7 protein-coding genes are annotated in these 17038 nt (G+C 69.9%); 1 reads left to right on the top strand and 6 read right to left on the bottom strand.

What is annotated here, in order from left to right:
- Position 1 precedes the first annotated feature (1 nt).
- From C936_RS0109190 to recC, 6 genes are all read right to left on the bottom strand, one after another.
- Positions 2-1474 carry an efflux transporter outer membrane subunit gene (locus C936_RS0109190; protein ID WP_018648955.1) on the bottom strand — a complete coding sequence of 491 codons (1473 nt, stop codon included), beginning with the start codon at positions 1472-1474 and terminating at the stop codon, positions 2-4.
- Positions 1475-1481: 7 nt separating this feature from the next.
- Entirely contained in the window at positions 1482-4628 is a 3147-nt protein-coding gene (locus C936_RS0109185) for an efflux RND transporter permease subunit (RefSeq protein WP_018648956.1), read from the bottom strand.
- Positions 4628-5932: an efflux RND transporter periplasmic adaptor subunit gene (locus C936_RS0109180; protein WP_018648957.1), complete on the bottom strand. Its 1305-nt coding sequence runs from the start codon at positions 5930-5932 to the stop codon at positions 4628-4630. The genes C936_RS0109185 and C936_RS0109180 overlap by 1 nt, the downstream gene beginning before the upstream one ends.
- Positions 5933-6159: 227 nt before the next feature.
- A complete protein-coding gene (gene recD / locus C936_RS0109175; RefSeq protein WP_018862892.1) occupies positions 6160-8199 on the bottom strand; it encodes an exodeoxyribonuclease V subunit alpha in 2040 nt (679 codons plus the stop codon).
- Positions 8196-11903: an exodeoxyribonuclease V subunit beta gene (gene recB / locus C936_RS0109170; RefSeq protein ID WP_018174006.1), complete on the bottom strand. Its 3708-nt coding sequence runs from the start codon at positions 11901-11903 to the stop codon at positions 8196-8198. The genes recD and recB overlap by 4 nt, the downstream gene beginning before the upstream one ends.
- A complete protein-coding gene (gene recC, locus C936_RS0109165) occupies positions 11900-15391 on the bottom strand; it encodes an exodeoxyribonuclease V subunit gamma (protein ID WP_081616880.1) in 3492 nt (1163 codons plus the stop codon). Before recC ends, recB begins: the two co-directional genes overlap by 4 nt.
- A gap of 176 nt (positions 15392-15567) precedes the next feature.
- Here recC and C936_RS0109160 point away from each other — a divergent pair, with 176 nt between their 5' ends.
- Positions 15568-16821 carry a NupC/NupG family nucleoside CNT transporter gene (locus tag C936_RS0109160; protein ID WP_018648958.1) on the top strand — a complete coding sequence of 418 codons (1254 nt, stop codon included), beginning with the start codon at positions 15568-15570 and terminating at the stop codon, positions 16819-16821.
- Positions 16822-17038: the final 217 nt, after the last annotated feature.

Genomic DNA, 17038 nt, shown 5'->3' with positions numbered 1-17038 from the left:
GTCAGTCTTCCGAATCGGCCGGAACGATGATTTGTTCCTCGGCCTCCGCCTCGGCGACATCCGGATCGCCGTCCTCCAGCACATCATGCGGAATGGCGGCGCTATCCCAGCCACCGCCCAGGGCGCGGAACAGTGTCGCGGTGGCCGCCAGGCGATCGCGCGAGGCCTCGGTCAGCGTCAGGCGCGCATCCAGCAGGGCCCGCCGCGCATCCAGCACCTCCAGATACCCCACGAACCCGCCCAGATAGCGGCGCTCCGCGAGATCCAGGACCTCGACCCGCGCCCCGACCTCGCGCTGGCGCACCTCCACCCGTTCGTGCGCTGCATTCAGCACGCTCCAGGTGTTGGCGACCTCCTCCAGGGCCTCCTGAATCGCCGCGCGGTATTCCAGCTCGGCGATATCGCGCTCGGCCTCCACGCCTTCAATGGTGGCGCGCCGACGGCCGAAATCGAGAATCGGCACCGTGGACTCCGCCAGGAACTCCCAGAAGAACGAATCACTGGAGGAAAACTGACTGACCCGGCTGACCTCCTGCCCGAACAGCGCGGCCAGGTTCAGGCTGGGCAGCCATTCCGCGCGGGCCACACCGATATCGGCATTGGCCGCAATCAAGCTGGCTTCCGCCGCGCGGATATCCGGCCGGCGGATCATCAGGTCCGACGGCACCGAGTGCGGAAGCCCGGAGATCGTATCCGGCAGATCCTCCAGACCCTCGTCACCGAGCCCTTCCAGGCCCTCGACCACGGCCTCGGTATCCCCCACCAGGACTGCCAGCGCCCGGCGCTGCTGTGCGGCATCGGCGCGCAGGTCGGGCAGGCCCGCGCGGCTGGTCTCCAGCTCGGCCTGAGCCTGGCGCACGGTCAGATCCGTCGTGGCACCGCTCTCGAGGCGCGAGCGCTCCAGCTCCAGGGCCTCGATCTGGGACAGGATCGTCGCCTCGGTGGTCTCGATCTGCTCCTGCGTGGCGCGATAATCGAAATAGGTGCTGACCACATCGCTCACGACCGCCAAACGGGTGGCATCACGGGTAAACGCGGTGTTCAGCAGCTGCGCGCGGGCCGCTTCTTCCGAACGCGACAGCCGGCCCCAGAGATCGACCTCGTAGCTTAGCAGGGCCCCAATCGTCATCTCGGTCTCCGGGTCGGCATCCCCCGCGGGGTAGTCGCGCTCGACCGACGCCATGCCTTCCAGTTGGGGAAACTGCTCGGCACGGCTCAGGCCCAGCACCGCGCGTGCCTGTACCACCCGCGCCGCGGCGATCTCGGCATCCACGTTGTTCTCCAGCGCCTCGCGCACCAGACGATCCAGCAGCGGGTCCTCGAACATCTCCCACCAGAACTCGGCATCGGCGTAGTCGGCATCCATCGGGTCACCGATCTCCTCCGGCCACTCGTCCGGGAGCGTGACCTCCGGGCGCTCGTAATCCGGCCCGACTGCACAGCCCGCCAGCAGCGCGGCCGCAGAAACCCCCAACAACGTCCTACGCATGCGTTCCGGCCTCCTTCGAGTCGTCCGTGTCGCGCGGGCGCTTGTGCAGGCGCTCCAGGCCACTGGAAATGACGAAATAGAACAGGGGTACGAACAGCAGCGCGAGGAAGGTCGCGCTCAGCATGCCGCCGATGATGCCGATACCGATCGCGTGCTGGCTGTTCGCCCCCGCCCCGGAGGCCAGCGCCAGCGGCACCGCGCCAAGGATGAACGACATCGCCGTCATCATGATCGGCCGGAAACGCAGCCGGGCCGCCTCCACCGAGGCATCGAACAGGCTCAGCCCCTCGTTGCGTTTGATCTGCGCGAATTCAACGATCAGGATCGCGTTCTTCGCCGCCAGCGAGATCAGCACCAGCAGGCCGATCTGGAAGTAGATCCCGTTCTCCTGCCCGGTCAGCCAGATCGCCACCAGGGCCCCGAAGACCGCAAAGGGCACGGCCATCAAGACCGCCAGCGGCAGGCTCCACCGCTCGTACTGTGCGGCAAGGATCAACACCACGAAGACCACGCCCAGCACGAAGGCCAGCACCGAGGTCCCGGCCGCCTGCTGCTCCAGATATTCCGCGCCAGTCCAGCTCAGCAGGTAGTCGTCCGACAGGGTCTCGTCGACCACCTCCTCCAGCGCCTGTATCGCATCGCCCGAGCTGTAGCCGGGTCCCGGATCGCCCATGATCCGCGCGGCCGGGAACACGTTGAAGCGCTCCACCTCGTCCGGCCCCTGTACCCGCTCGACCGACACCAGGCTGGACAGCGGCACCAGGTCGCCGGCATCCGAGCGCACAAAGATGCGGTCCAGGTCATCCGGGCTGCGGCGATAATCGGCCTCGGCCTGCATCTGCACCTGCATCACCCGGCCGAACAGCGAGAAGTCGTTGATGTAGACCGCACCAAAGGTGCTCTGCATCGCATCGAACACGTCCGCGAGCGGCACCCCGGCGGCAAAGGCGCGTTCGCGATCCACATCGGCGTCGTAGCGCGGCACCTCGACATTAAGCGAGGTACGCACATCCGCCAGCTCCGGGCGCTCCGCGGCCGCCTCAATGATCTCTTCGGCCCGCGCGCGCATGGTCTCCGAGTCATCCCCGACCCGGCTTTGCAGGTAGGCCTCGAATCCGCCGGTAGTGGAGATCCCGGAAATCGGCGGCGGATTGAACGCGCGGATCGTCGCCTCCGGCTGGCGCTCGCCATCGGCGACCAGACGGTCGATCACCGCGTCGCTGCTCTGATCGTCGCCGCGACGCTCGGACCAGTCATTAAGCGTCACATAGGCCGCACCGGCATAGGTCTTCATGCCGTCCGACAGCAGGTCCATCCCGGAGAAGGCCACGACATCCGCGGTGTCGTCGTACTCCAGCGCCTCCTCGCCCAGGCGATCCATCACGTCACGGGTACGCTGCAGCGAGGCCGCAGCGGGCAGTTCGGCGGCCGCGAACACATAGCCCTGGTCCTCCTGCGGCACCAGCCCGCCCGGCACGATCCGGAACAGCACCACGATCGCCACCAGCAGCAGCGCGAACAGGCCCATGCCGACGAAATTGCGCCGCAGCAGGAAGCGCACCCCCACCATGTAGGCGGCGGTAAAGCGGTCGAACGCGCTGTTGAACCAGCGAAACGGAAAGGCCGGGCGGCGTGGCTTGTCGGACAACAGCCGCGCGCACATCGCCGGGCTCAAGGTCAGCGCGACGATCCCCGAGATCCCCACCGACACGGCGATGGTGATCGCGAACTGCTGATACATCTGCCCGCTGAAGCCGCCGATAAAGGCCACCGGCACGAACACCGCGATGGTGACCAGCGTCATCGCGATAATCGGCGTGGCCACCTCGTCCACGGTCTGATAGGCCGCATCGACCGCCTTCATCCCCTGCTCGCGCATCAGCCGCTCGGTGTTCTCGAGCACAATGATCGCGTTATCCACCACGATCCCGATCGCCAGCACCAGCCCGAACAGCGTGAGCATGTTCGCGGAGAAGCCGAGCACGTACATTCCAGCCAGCGTACCGATCAGCGACACCGGCACCGCGATGATCGGCACGGCCGTGGCCCGGAACGTCTGCAGGAACAGATACACCACCGCGACCACCAGGATCAGCGCCTGCACCAGGGTCAGCAGTACGCGCTGCACCGACTGATCGATGAATATCGTGGTATCGAACGGGATCGAGTACTCCAGCGAATCCGGGAAACGCGGCTCCAGCTCCTCCAGGATCTCGCGCACCCCACGCGCCGTCTCCAGCGCGTTGGCCCCGGGCTCCAGGTAGATCCCCACCGGCACCGTGGACTGGCCGTTGTGCTTGGCCTCGAAGTTGTAGAAGTGCGCACCCAGCTCCACGCGCGCCACATCCCCTAGCCGCAACGCGGAGCCGTCCGGTGCGCTGCGCAGGATCACCTGCTCGAACTCCTCCTCCTCGGAGAACCGTTCGGGGGTCGTCACCGCGTAGGTAAAGTCGATCGCGTTGTCCATCGGCTCGGCCCCGAACTGGCCGGCCGCGTACTGCTCGTTCTGCTCCTGGATCGCGGAACGGATGTCACTGGCGGTCAGGTCGTACTCCGCCATCTGGTCCGGCTGCAGCCAGATCCGCATCGAATAGATCTGCGCGCCAAAGAAGGTCTGGTCGCCAACCCCCGGCGCGCGCCGCAGCTCGGCATAGACATTGCGCCAGACGTAGTCACTGATAAAGCGGTTGTCGAGGCTGCCGTCCGACGAGGTGAACGTGATCATCTGCAGCATCGAGGGGGCACGTTTCTCCACCGCGATCCCGGCGCCGGTCACCGTCTCCGGCAGGCGCCCCATCGCGCCCTCGACTTCGTTACTGACGTTGATCGCGGCGATATCAGGGTCGGTCCCCACCTCGAAGGTGACGATCAGCTCCATGTCGCCATCATCGGTGGACTTCGAGCGCATGTACGCCATGTTGTCCACGCCATCGACCGTCGCCTCGATCGGGGCGGCCACCGTCTCCGCCACCGCCTCGGCGCTCGCGCCCGGATAACTGGCGGTCACGATCACCTTCGGCGGCAGGATGTCCGGATACTGATCCACCGGCAGCAGCAGGGCCGAAGACAGCCCGGCCAGCACGAACAGGATCGAGATGACCGAGGCCAGTACCGGCCGGCCGATGAAGAAGCGCAGCATTAGTCGGACGCCTCGTCGGCGTCAGAATCATCCAGACCCGGCTCGGCGCCATTGCCCAGCCCATCCAGGATGTCCTCGACCGCATCGGTCTCGGTCTCCGGATCCATCACCTCGTCCAGCAGATCCGGCGCCACCTCCGGCAGCACGCCCGGCGACACGGGTTCTTCCGTCTCGCGCGGGGCGTCCCGGGGATCGATCCGTTCGCCCTCCTCGACGCCCTCAACGCCCCGGACCACAATCCGGTCACCATCGCTCAGCCCGGCGGTGACCAGAAAGTCCTCGTCGAGGTCCATGCCAATCTGGATCGGCCGCACATGCGGGATGTCATCGGCGTCGACGACATACACCGCGGCCCCGTCAGAGCCCTCGATGACCGCGGCATGCGGCACGCGCATGCCATGCCCCGCCATCAGCCCGCTCAGGGTCACGCGCACGAACTGCCCCGGCAGCAACTGGACCTCCCGGTTGGGGAACAGCGCGCGTACCTCGACCATGCCCGTGGCCTCGTCCACCGCGGCCTCGGTCACGTCGATCTGCCCCTGATGCGGGTACAACGAGCCATCCGGCAGGGTCAGCACTACGGTCAGGCCAACGCCGGAACGGATCTGCGGCCCATAGGCCGTCAGATGGCCCTCGGGGATCGCGAAGTCGGTACGGATGGGGTCGAGTTGAGTCACGGTGGTCAGCAGGTCACCCGCCTGCAACAGGCTGCCTTCCGGGCGCTCCTCCAGCCCCGCAACCCCTTCCAGCGGCGCCGTCACGGAGGTGTAGTCCAGATCCAGCTGGGCCTCCGCCAGCGCCGCCTCGGCCTCCGCGACCGCGGCGTCACCCAGCTCCAGTTGCGAGCGGGCCTCATCGCGCTCGCGGCCACTGGCAGCGTTGTCCTCGTACAGGTCCAGCACGCGCTCCCACTCGCGCTCGGCCTGGCGCTTCTCGGCCTCGGCGCGTTCAAGGCTGGCCTGCGCGCTGCGCACCTGGACGGCATAGGGCGAGGGGTCGATGCGGAACAGCTCGGTACCGCGCTCCACCATCTCGCCCTCTTCGTAGCGCCGGCTCTCCAGCACGCCCGCGACCCGCGCGCGCACCTCCACCTCGCGCGGGCTGCGGGTGCGCGCCGTATAGGTTCGGGAGATCGAGACCAGTTCGCTCTCCATCTCCCGTACCGGCACCTCGACCGCCTCGGGTTCAGCATCGTCTTCGTCGTCGGATTCCGCCGCGCAACCGGGCAGGACAAGGGCCAGCAAAAGGGCCAGTAGAGGAATGCTCAGGGCCGAAAGGGGGGCGGCCAGTCGCAGGTGGTGCATGAATGCTTCTCCCGCTGATCCGGGCGCGCCCGGAGTCCACCCCCGTCAGGGGCGCAAAACTGTGATTTCCGTCACGCCAAAAAGTCGCAGTCGTCGAAAATATGGGCCGGCATACGATCGTTACCCGGCCGAAACGGCGCCATGACGGTGCTTGGAACCACGGTAGCGTGCCCCGATGTCGCACGTAAACAACCCTTGTTATTGCGCACCCACTCCAGAAAGGGCCGCTACAGCCAGGTCAGCAAGCCGCCACTGCGCCGGGTCGGTTGCCGGCTCGCCTGCTGCAGCCCCCCCGCCTGTGGCTCGAACAGGCTCAGCCAGCCGCTCGCGCGCGTGATCGCGGTGTAGGCCAGCTCGCGCGTCAGCAGCGGGCTCTCCGGCGGGGGCAGCAGGAAGGCCACATGCTCGAACTCCGAGCCCTGGGACTTGTGCACCGTCAGCGCGAACGCCGTCTCCACGGACTCCAGGCGCTGCGGAATCATCCAGCGCACATGCCCGTCCGCCGCGACGAAGGCCACCCGCAGGGCCGATTCCGCCGCATCGTCCGCGCCCGGTTCGGCATCACCCCGGGCCAGCCAGGCGGGCACGCGCAGGGTCACGCCGATATCGCCGTTGATCAGCCCCAGCGCGTAGTCGTTGCGCGTGACGATCACCGGGCGCCCCTCGTACCAGGCACCCTCCGCCTGCAATACACCACGGGCCGCCAGCGCCCCGGCGACTCGGCGGTTCATCCGGTCCACACCCCAGGGCCCCTCGCGCACAGCGCACAGCAACTGGAAGCGCCCGTGCTCGCGCAGCGTGCCGCGCGCCCATTCCTCCCACGTGCCGCGCGCATCGCGGGATGCCGGGCGTCCGGCCGTCAAATGCTCCAGATAGCGGACGACCCCGAACGGTGCCGCCTCGGCATGCCCGGCCCCGTCCAGCGCGCGCCGCAGCAGGGCTGGATCGTCCGGGCCCTGCAGCACCGCCGCGTGTACATCCTCGCCCGGGTGGCCCGCCACCTCGGCCGTGCCGTCGTTCACCGCCGCGGCCAGACGACCGATCCCGCTGTCCGCGCCGAATCGCCGGCTGCGGCGCAGCATCGCCACGTGCTGGTCCAGTGCCCGCCCGTCCTCGTCCACGTAGCCGGCCGGCAGCGCCAGCCCGGCTACCTCGCGCAGCCAGGCCGCCGTCTGCGGTGTGTAATGCCCGCCGTCCGCCCGCGCGCACAGCTCGCCCAGCACCGCCCCGGCCTCTACCGAGGCGAGCTGGTCGCGATCCCCCAGCAGGACCAGCCGCGCATGCGCCGGCACCGCGGCCATCAGGCTGGCCATCAGCTCCAGATCCACCATCGAGGCCTCGTCCACCACCAGCACATCCACCGGCAGCGGATTGCGCGCATCGTGGCGGAAGCGCCGGGTATCGGGTCGCGCGCCCAGCAGGCGGTGGAGCGTGACTACCTCGCGCGGGATCGCGGCGCGCAGGCGCTCGCCACCGGGGAAGCGTTCCAGCCCCAGCGCATCCACCGCCCCCGCGACCGAGGCATTCAGCCGCGCGGCGGCCTTGCCGGTCGGCGCCGCCAGGCGGATGCGCAGCGGCTCGCCCTCCCCCTGCAGGCCCTGCAACAGCGCGAGCAGTTGCAACACCGTGTAGGTCTTGCCGGTACCCGGCCCGCCGGTGATCACGCTGAACGCGGACCCGGCCGCCAGTACGCAGGCCAGACGCTGCCAGTCCGGTTCGCCGTCGCCCTCCTCGGCCGGACCGAACAGCCGATCGAGCCAGGTGCGCAGCGCATCCGTATCCAGCCCGTCGCGCCAGGCGGGCTGCTCGCGCAGGCGTCCGGCCACCGCCTCCCCGATCCGGCGTTCGGCCTCGCGGTAGCGGCGCAGGTACAGCCGGTCCTGTGCCCGCACGAGGGGGGTCCCCGCGTCCGCGTCGACGCCGCAGATTCGATGGCCTTCCAGCGCGGTGTCGAGTGCCGCACGGTCCAGGCCGCGCAGGACATCCGAGGGCCGCGGCAGTCCCCGCTCCGCGCCCTCCGGCGGCAACGACAGCATCCGGTCCGGGGCCTCCAGCAGGCCGTCGAGGTCCAGACAGACATGCCCGCGCCCGGCCTGGTGGCTGGTCAGCGCCGCCAGCAGCAGTGTCAGTGGCGGTGCGGCGGGCACCTGTTCGCGCAGAAAACGCACCAGCACGCGGTCGACGCCGCGCACCCAGCCGGCATGCTCCCACTCCCCGAGCAGATCCAGCAGCGCCCCGGTGTCCTGCAATGCACGCTCGGCCGTCATGCCCGCGCCTCCTGCGGCCGGTCCGGCCCCTCGGCGAACCAGTCGTCCAGTTGTTCGATCAGCGCCCGTGGCGGGCAGTCGTGGAACACGCCGCGCCCCGGCGCATCGATCCCGCGCAGGAACAGGTACACACCGCCCCCCATGTGGCGGTCGTAGTCGTATCCCGGCATCCGCGCCTGCAACTGGCGATGCAGGGCCAGCGTGTAGATCACCAGCTGCAGGTCGTAGCGGTGTTCCAGCACCGCGTCGCGTAGGCGCTCGGGCACATAGGCCTCGGGGCCGGGCCCCAGCCAGTTGGACTTGTAGTCGGCGACGTAATAGCGGCCCTCGTGCTCGAAGATAAGATCGACAAAGCCCTTGAGCATCCCGTTCAACAGCCGGTCGCCCGCCGGCGGCCGGGGCTGTCCGGGCAGCAACTGCTCGCGCACGGCGGCATCCAGCCGCCGGCTCTGCAGCCAGCGCGTCTCGAACAGGAACTCGAGCTCCGGCTGATACACGCCCAGCCCATCCAGGCGGAACGCGCCACCGGAGGCCAGCGCGTACTCGGCCGTGATCAGCCGGCGCATCCAGTCCTGCACGACGGGGGCCCAGTCGCCCCAGTCGCGTTGTTCGCAGCGCTTTTGCACCTCGTCGTCCAGCCGGGCGCGATCGGCGACCACGGCCGACCAGCCCTGCTCGGCCGCCCACTCCAGCAGGCCGTGCAGGAAGGTCCCCGGCGCCGGCCCGCGCGGGAAGTCGTGCAGACCTCCGGCCACCGGTACCTCGGGCAACGGGTCATGCCCAGTCCCGGGGTCGGCCGCGCTCTCGCGCAGCATGTCCTCCAGCGCGGAATCCGGGGCCACCGGGTCGGCGACCAGCGGCGCCGGCGCATCCGCCTCGTCCGGGTGCGCAATCGCGCTGTAGCTCGCCACCCACCAGGGCTCGCGTACCGGGCGGGTCGGGGTACGGGCGCGCCCGGGGGCTGCCATCTGCTGTGCCAGCCGCACGCCCGCGCCCGTGATCTCGGGCAGGGGTTCGATCGCAATCGCCGCCTCGTCGCCTCGGGCCGCCTGCAGCCGGTCCTCCAACTCGCCGTTCGGCATCGGTTCCGGGCCATTCAGCAGATAGCCGACCGCACTGCGGTGCAGCTCGTTCTCCTTGCTTCGCCCCGACACGATCGGCACCAGCCCCATCCAGCAGGCGTGGCGCGCACGGGTCATGCCCACATACAGCAGGCGCAGGTCCTCGGCCAGGCGCTCGCGATCGGCGCGCTCCTGGGCACGTGTATCCATACGAAAGATCCAGCGCGGCCTGCCGCCCGGCGGGCGATCGATACGCGGCACATCCTTCTTCGGGTCGACCGCGCGAAACGCGCAGACAAACGGCAGGAACACCAGCGGGTACTCCAGCCCCTTGGACTTGTGCAGCGTGACCACCTTGACCAGGTCCTCGTCACTCTCCAGGCGCAGCACCTGCTCCTCCGCGGTCGCGCGCTCGCCCTCGCGGTGCTCCACCAGGTGCCGAATCAGGGCCTGCTCGCCATCCAGCTCCGCGGCCGCGCGCTGCAGGAGTTCGCTCAGGTGCAGCAGGTTGGTCAGCGCGCGCTCGCCATCGGCACTGGCCAGCAGCCGGCGCGGCACGTCGAAGTCGTGCAGCAGGCGGCGCAGCATCGGCAGCACACCGCGCGTCTGCCACAGGCGGCGATACTCGCGGAACTGCTCGACCCGGTGCTCCCAGCGCAGTTCGTCGGTGGTCAGCCGGTGCAAGTCGGCCAGCGACTGCCCCAGTGTCGGGGTCGCCAGCGCCGCGCGCAGCAGGCGCTCGCTGGTCGGCTCGGCACAGGCCCGCAGCCAGCGCAGCAGGTCGCCCGCCTCCGGGGTCACGAACACCGATTCGCCCTCGGACAGGTACACGCTGCGCACCCCCCGCGCGCGCAGCGCCTCCTGCATGATGCGGGCCTCCACCTTGCTGCGCACCAGCACGGCGATATCCCGCGGACGCACCGGCCGCAGCGCGTCTGAATCGCGAAAGCCGCAGGTCCCGTCCGCCCCGCCATTGAGCAGGCGCACCATCTGCTCGGCCGCGGCCGTGGCCATCTGTTCGCGATAGACACCGGTGCCGACCGGTGTGCCCGGGTCCATGCACCACAGGGTCAGCGCCGTCACCTCGGCGCCGTCCTGTTCCAGGCGCTCGCCGCGATCCTGGGCATCCACCGCGTGGAACGGCAGCTCGCCGTCATCGCCCTGGCCAAACAGGAACGCCCCCTCCGACCAGCCGTCGGCATGGGCAAACAGGCGGTTCACCGCGCCGACCAGGCGCGCGGTCGAGCGGAAGTTGCGCGGCAGCGTGTAGTGACGCCCGGCGGTCGCGCGACGCGCCTTCAGGTAGCTGTGGATGTCCGCTCCACGAAAGCCGTAGATCGCCTGCTTCGGATCGCCGATCAGCAGCAGGCCCTGCTCGGACGGGTTGTCCTCGATGCGGTAGACGCGTTCGAGGATGCGGTACTGCACCGGGTCGGTGTCCTGGAATTCGTCCACCAGGGCGACCGGGAACTGGCGCCGCAGGGTCTCGGCCAGCGCCTCGCCGCCGGGACCCTCCAGGGCATCGCGCAGGCGCAGCAGCAGGTCGTTGAACCCCATCTGCACCCGCACGCGCTGGGCCTGGCGGAACTGGAGATCGATCTCCACCGCCGCCGCCTGCAGCAGGCGTTCGCTGTCGTCCGCGCAGACCTCGGCGGCCGCATTGAGCGCGGTAAACGCCGGGTGCAGGTCGTCCGGCAGGGACTTGCCCTTCTTCAGCCGCTCGGCCATCCCCGCCGCGCACATGCGCTCCAGCACAGGCGTCGTGCCGACCTTGTCCGGCAGCAGTGCGGCCGGGTCCTCGGCCCAGGCGCGCATCACTTCGATCAACTCGTCCGGCTTCTGGTACTTCGTGCCGAGCAGCACGTTCGCCAGCAACTCGCGGAACTGTCGCTCCACCTCGGCGGCATCCTCGCGCCAGACGGCCTTCAGCTCGGCCAGGCGTGCGAGGCGCGTGGCCAGCTCCGCATACAGCCCGTCCGGCGTGCGGTAGGGCTCCAGCCCCGCCGTGTCTGTCAGATGGCCGAGAAGCGGCCGCACCCGGGCCTGCAGTTCGTCGGGTCCTTCGCCAAAGGCCTGGCGCAGCAGCTTCAGGTGATCCGCCGGCTGCGGGTAGACAAAGCGGCGCCAGTAGTCGCGTGCCGCCTCGGCCTGCAGCTCGCTCTGGTCCGCCTCCAGGCGCTGGTTGAACAGGCTGCCGCTGTCGAACGCATGCTCGCGCAGCATGCGATAGCACCACGAGTGGATGGTCGAGACCGCCGCCTCGTCCATCCACTCGGCGGCCAGCTCCAGCCGCCGCGCGGCCCCGGCGCGTGCGGCCGGCTCCGGGTAGGCGTCCAGCAGCGCCGGCCACAACGCCTCGTGGGCCGGGGCCGGCTCGCCGCGCAGGATGCGCGCCCCGCGCGCCAGCACCGCGCGGATGCGCTCGCGCAGCTCGCGGGTGGCCGCCTCGGTAAAGGTCATCACCAGGATCTGCGGCGGGGTCAGCTCGCAGGTACCCTCCGGCAGCTCGCCGTGGCCCAGCACCAGCCGCAGATACAGCGCGGCGATGGTGTAGGTCTTGCCGGTGCCGGCACTGGCCTCGATCAGCCGGCTGCCGTGCAACGGCAGTTCCATCAGCTCCAGCGGCTGCGCACCTGCACTCATTCCATCTCCTCCCCGGCGGCCAGCGCGTCGAACAGCGGCCGGTACAGCCGGTCGCGCCAGTGCCCGAACGCCGGATCCTGCAGCAGCACCTCCGGGTCCGGCCAGGCACGCGCCAGGGCCGGGCTGCGCGCCCATTCACCGGGGCTGAAGTCGTCCCCGACCAGCACCTTGCGCGCCCGCGCCAGTGGGTCGGGGTCGTCCTTCGCCTCGGCCTGCAGCCAGGCGAAGGCAGTGGCGCAGGCCACCGGCAGCGGGCGTTCCAGCCCGGCCACCCAGCCCTCGACCAGGGCCCCGAGGTGCTCGCGGGCCTGCTCCGGCCCCACGCCCGGCAGGCGCATCCCGGTATCCAGCCCGATCACCTCGGTGGCAACCCGGCCGCCTGCGCCCGTGCCCTGGTTCGCCAGCAGGTGTTCGAGCCAGGGCTTGGCCACCTTGTCCACGCGCCAGTCCTTTTTCTGTTTCAGCCGGCTCACGGTGTAGTCCAGCAGCACGGCCTGCCCGGCCCCGCCGCGCAGGGGCGGGGCGGCACCCTCCAGCATCCAGCCACCCTGCCCCAGACGCACGGCGGGCGATGGCGGCAGCCGTTCCGGCCAGACGGCCAGACGCAGGCCGATGCGCTCCAGCAGACGTGCGGCCTCGGCGATCATCGCCTCGCGTTCCAGCTCGCCAGCCGCGCCGAGCGGCAGCGCACCGGCGCGCTGCAGCCGCGCGGCCTCGGCCTCCAGCACCGGGCCCCAGGTCTCGGGGTCCTCGCCATGGTCCAGCGCGGCCGCGACCAGGGCCTCGCGCACCTGCCACTGTTCCAGCCCGGCCAGGGTGAAGGGCTCCAGGTCCTCGCTCGGGGCCTCCTCGCGATCGAACACCACGCCCAGCCGGTGGCGGAAGAACGCCTCCGCCGGATCGCGCAGGAAGCGCATCAGCGTATCCGGGCCCAGCACGCGTTCATCGTCGGCTTCGTCCGGCGGCGGCAGTTCGAGCGCGTCCGGCGCCGGGGTCTCGTCGGCGTGGTGGACCGCCTCCCACTCACGCGCGTAGGTGTAGTGCCGGGCATGCGCCGGGTCGGGCGGGAAGTTGGCCGGCGAGAACGGCTGCAGGGTGTGCACGGTGGTCAGGTGGTCCAGCAGCGAGTCGTCCTTGGTCGGCTCATCGGCCTCCCCCGCGCCCTGGAGCCGCCAGCCGGCGGCCAGGTGATCGCGCAGCTGCGCGACCAGCACCGATGGCGGCTGCGACTCGTTGTCGCGCGCGCTGTGGCCGACCCAGCTGACATGCAGCTGCCGCCGCGCGGACAGCAATGCCTCGAGGAACAGGTAGCGGTCGTCCTCGCGGCGCGAGCGGTCGCCGGGGCGGTAGTCGCGGCGCATCAGGTCGAAGTCCACCGGCGTCGGGCTGCGCGGATAGTCGCCGTCGTTCATACCCAGCAGGCAGACGATGCGAAACGGGATCGCGCGCATCGGCATCAGCGTGCCGAAGTTGACCGAACCGGCCAGGAAGCGCTGCCCCAGCCCGCTGTCCTCCTGGCTGGCCAGCCACTGCTCGCGCACAACACCCAGCGGCAGCGGGTCGTCCAGTTCCGCCTCTGCGCAGTCGGCCTGCCACTGGTCCAGCGCCTCGCGCAGGCGCCCCAGCGTGAACAGCTCGGCATCGGTCTCGCCAGCGAAGAAGGTATCCAGCAGCTCGCGCAGCCGGGTGTTCCATTCGCCGGGGGTATGGGCGTGGCGCAGCCAGCCCCAGGCCTCCGCCAGCGCGGTGATCAGGTCATCCATCGGGCCCAGCAGCACGGCATCCAGCCCGCCGATCTCGTCGAACGGCTCCAGCCCCTGCCAGGCCCCGGCGCCCCCGGACGCATAGCCCAGCAGCATCCGCCGCAGGCCGAAGCGCCAGGTGTTCTGCTCCAGCCCCTCCGGCAGGCCGAGGCCCGCGCGCTGCTCGGCATCCAGGCCCCAGCGCACGCCCGAGCCCTCGGCCCAGCGGTGCAGCGTGGTCAGGTCCTCTTCCGCGATCCCGAATCGCCGGCGCAGCGCGGGCACATCCAGCAGGTCCAGCACCTCGGCCACGCCCATCCGGCTCTCCGGCAGCGACAGCAAGCGCTCCAGCGCGATCAGCACCGGGTCGCGCCCGCGCGGCCCCTGGTCGGACAGGGTGTAGGGGATGTAGCGCGGGTCGTCCGGCGGGAGCTGGCCGAACACGGCCTCGATATGCGGGGCGTAGGCGTCGATGTCCGGCACCATCACGATCACGTCGCGCGGGCGCAGGCCCGGGTCGGCGTCGAAGTGCGCGAGCAGGCGGTCGTGCAGGATCTCCACCTCGCGCAGCGGGCCATGGGCGACATGGAACTGGATGGAGTCGTCGTCCGCCGCCACCGCCGGCCAGGCCTCGCGGGTCTCGCCCAGCGGGCGCAGTTCGCGGATATCCTCCTGCAACTGGTGCAGCAGGCATTCGCCGCCGTGCGGCTCGAAGTAGTCGACCCGCTTCCAGGCGAGCGTCTGCAGCACGGCGTCGTAGGCAGTGGGGTCGTCGTGTTCGTCCAGCAGGCCGATGTAGTCGCGGCCCTGCTTGCCCCAGGCGGCCAGCAGCGGGTGCGCGTGCTGGTGCAGCTCGGCGTCGTCCAGCACGCTGGGCATGCCGGCCTTGCGTGCCTGACGCTGGCGCGTCGCGCGCAGCAGGTCCTTGTCGGCGACGATGTCGGCCCAGTAGTGCTCGCAGGGGTTGTGCACGCAGACGAGGATCTGGCACACGCCGGCCAGCCCCTCCAGGGCCTCCAGGATCTGCCCGGGCATCGAGGAGATGCCGAACACGATCAGCCGCCGCGGCAAGCCCTGTGGGCGCTCGCTCAGGCCCTGCACCGCCTCGCGGTAGCGGGCGTGGACCGTGGCGCGGCTGGTGTCGGCCGCGCCCTCGCCGATGTCCTCGCGCAGCAGGCGCCACAGCGCGGCCTGCCAGCGGTCGTCCTCCGAAAGCGGGGTCTCGCGGCCACGCGCATCGCGCAGGACGTCGCGCCCGGCGGCCCAGGAGGTCAGCCAGTCGGCGCGGTAGACCTGGTACTGGTCGAACAGGTCGGCCAGGCGCTCGGCGAGCTGGTGGCGCTTGCGCAGATCGCCGCCATCGCGCGGGTCGTCATCGGCGAGAAAGCGCGCCAGCGGGGCGAACTCGGGGCGCGTCAGACACTCCGGCAGCAGACGCATCAGACGCCAGATCAGCGGGCGCTTGGCATACGGGGATTCCAGCGGCACGGCCTCGAGCCCGAGCACCGCGCGGTAGGCCGACCAGACAAAGCGCGACGGCAACTGCATGTCCAGCGCGGCGGCGATGCCACAGCCGGGCGGGTCGGCATCCGGGTGCGCGGCCAGGGCGTAGCGCAGCCACTGCGCCATGCCGTTGCTCTGCACCAGCAGGGTCTCGTTCTCCAGCGGGCCGAGCGGCGCACGCTGCATCCAATCGACCACCAGGGCACGCAGCGACTCCAGATGGTTGCCGTGCAGCACCACCATCCCTGGCTGCAAATCGCCGGACTGCGTCACCCCTGCTCCTTGTGCCCCATGTGAGCGCCGTGTAATGGGCCTACCCTACCAATGTGCACGCCCCTGCGCCCGCCCCCATTGGCATCCGAGCCAAAGCCGGTATCCTGTGCGGTTTTTGAACGCCGTCACAGAATAAAGGAAGGCGCATGCTCGCACTGCAAGCCGGGCTGGGACTGCTCGTATTCGTGGCCATCGCCTGGCTGCTGAGCGAACACAAGACACGCTTCCCCTGGCGCGAGGTGCTGGCCGGGCTGGCGCTGCAGTTCGGTATTGCCCTACTGCTGTTGAGCGTCCCCGGCGCACAGCATGCGTTCCTGTGGCTGAACCAAGTCGTGATCGCGCTAACCGATGCCACCCAGGCCGGCACCTCATTCGTCTTCGGCTATATCGGCGGGGACGACCCGCCGTTCGCGGTCGACGACCCGGCCAACAACTTCATCCTCGCGTTCCAGGCGCTGCCGCTGGTGCTGGTGCTCTCGGCCCTGTCGGCGTTGCTGTTCTACTGGCGCGTGCTGCCGGTGCTGATCCGCGGGGCCTCGCTGGTGCTGCAGCGGGCGTTCGGCATTGGCGGTGCCCTGGGCGTGGGCACGGCGTCGAACGTGTTCCTCTCCATGGTCGAATCGCCGCTGGTAATCCGCCCGTATCTGCGCCAGATGAACCGCAGCGAGCTGTTCGCGCTGATGAGCGTGGGCATGGCGACGCTCGCCGGCACGATGCTGGTGCTGTACTCGACCATCATCGGCACGGTGCTGGACGATGCGCTGGGCCACCTGATCGTCGCCTCGCTGATCAGCCTGCCGGCCGCGCTGCTGATCGCCACCGTGATGATCCCGCCGACCGCGCCCTCCACCGCCGGCGATCTGCTCCCCGAGACCGAGGGCGCGACCAGCGCCATGGACGCGATTACCCGCGGCACCCTGCGCGGGCTGGAACTGCTGCTGCAGATCATCGCGCTGCTGATCGTGGTGATCGCCCTGGTCGCGCTGGTCAACGTGATGCTGGGGGCGCTGCCCGAGGTCGCCGGGGCCGCGCTGAGTCTGGAGCGCATCCTGGGCTGGCCCTTCGCCCCGCTGGCCTGGCTGATGGGCATCCCCTGGGCCGAGGCCACCACCGCCGGCTCGCTGCTGGGGGTCAAGACCATCCTCAACGAGATGGTCGCCTTCCTGCAGATGGCGGAGCTGGGGGACGATGCGCTGTCTGCACGCAGCGAGCTGATCCTGATCTATGCGCTCAGCGGCTTCGCCAACCTGGGCAGTCTCGGCATCCTGATCGGCGGACTCGGCGCGCTGGTGCCGGAACGGCGCAGCGAGATCGTGAGCCTGGGCATCCGCGCCATCGTCGCCGGCACGCTGGCCACGCTGATGACCGGCGCCGTGGTCGGCATCGTGCATATCGCCTGACACGCGGCCGGACCTGCCAAACCGTTGGCAGCCGGAGGCCGTTCCGGTGTAGGCTTCTGTCTGGCGATATGCAAACTGAAATATAACGACCCGCATATCCCCAGCCTCACCGTCACTGCGAGGAGCACCGCGACGAAGCACAAAAGCAGCGAAGCTGCGTTGAACGGCCGAAGGCCGGCCCGAAGGGCGAGCGCAGCGAGTAATCGCGAATGGAACC

The sequence above is a fragment of the Thioalkalivibrio sp. ALJ4 genome (assembly GCF_000377225.1).
Classification (GTDB): domain Bacteria; phylum Pseudomonadota; class Gammaproteobacteria; order Ectothiorhodospirales; family Ectothiorhodospiraceae; genus Thioalkalivibrio.
Note: the sequence above shows the minus strand (reverse complement) of the source record. Positions and strands in the feature narration are given on the sequence as shown.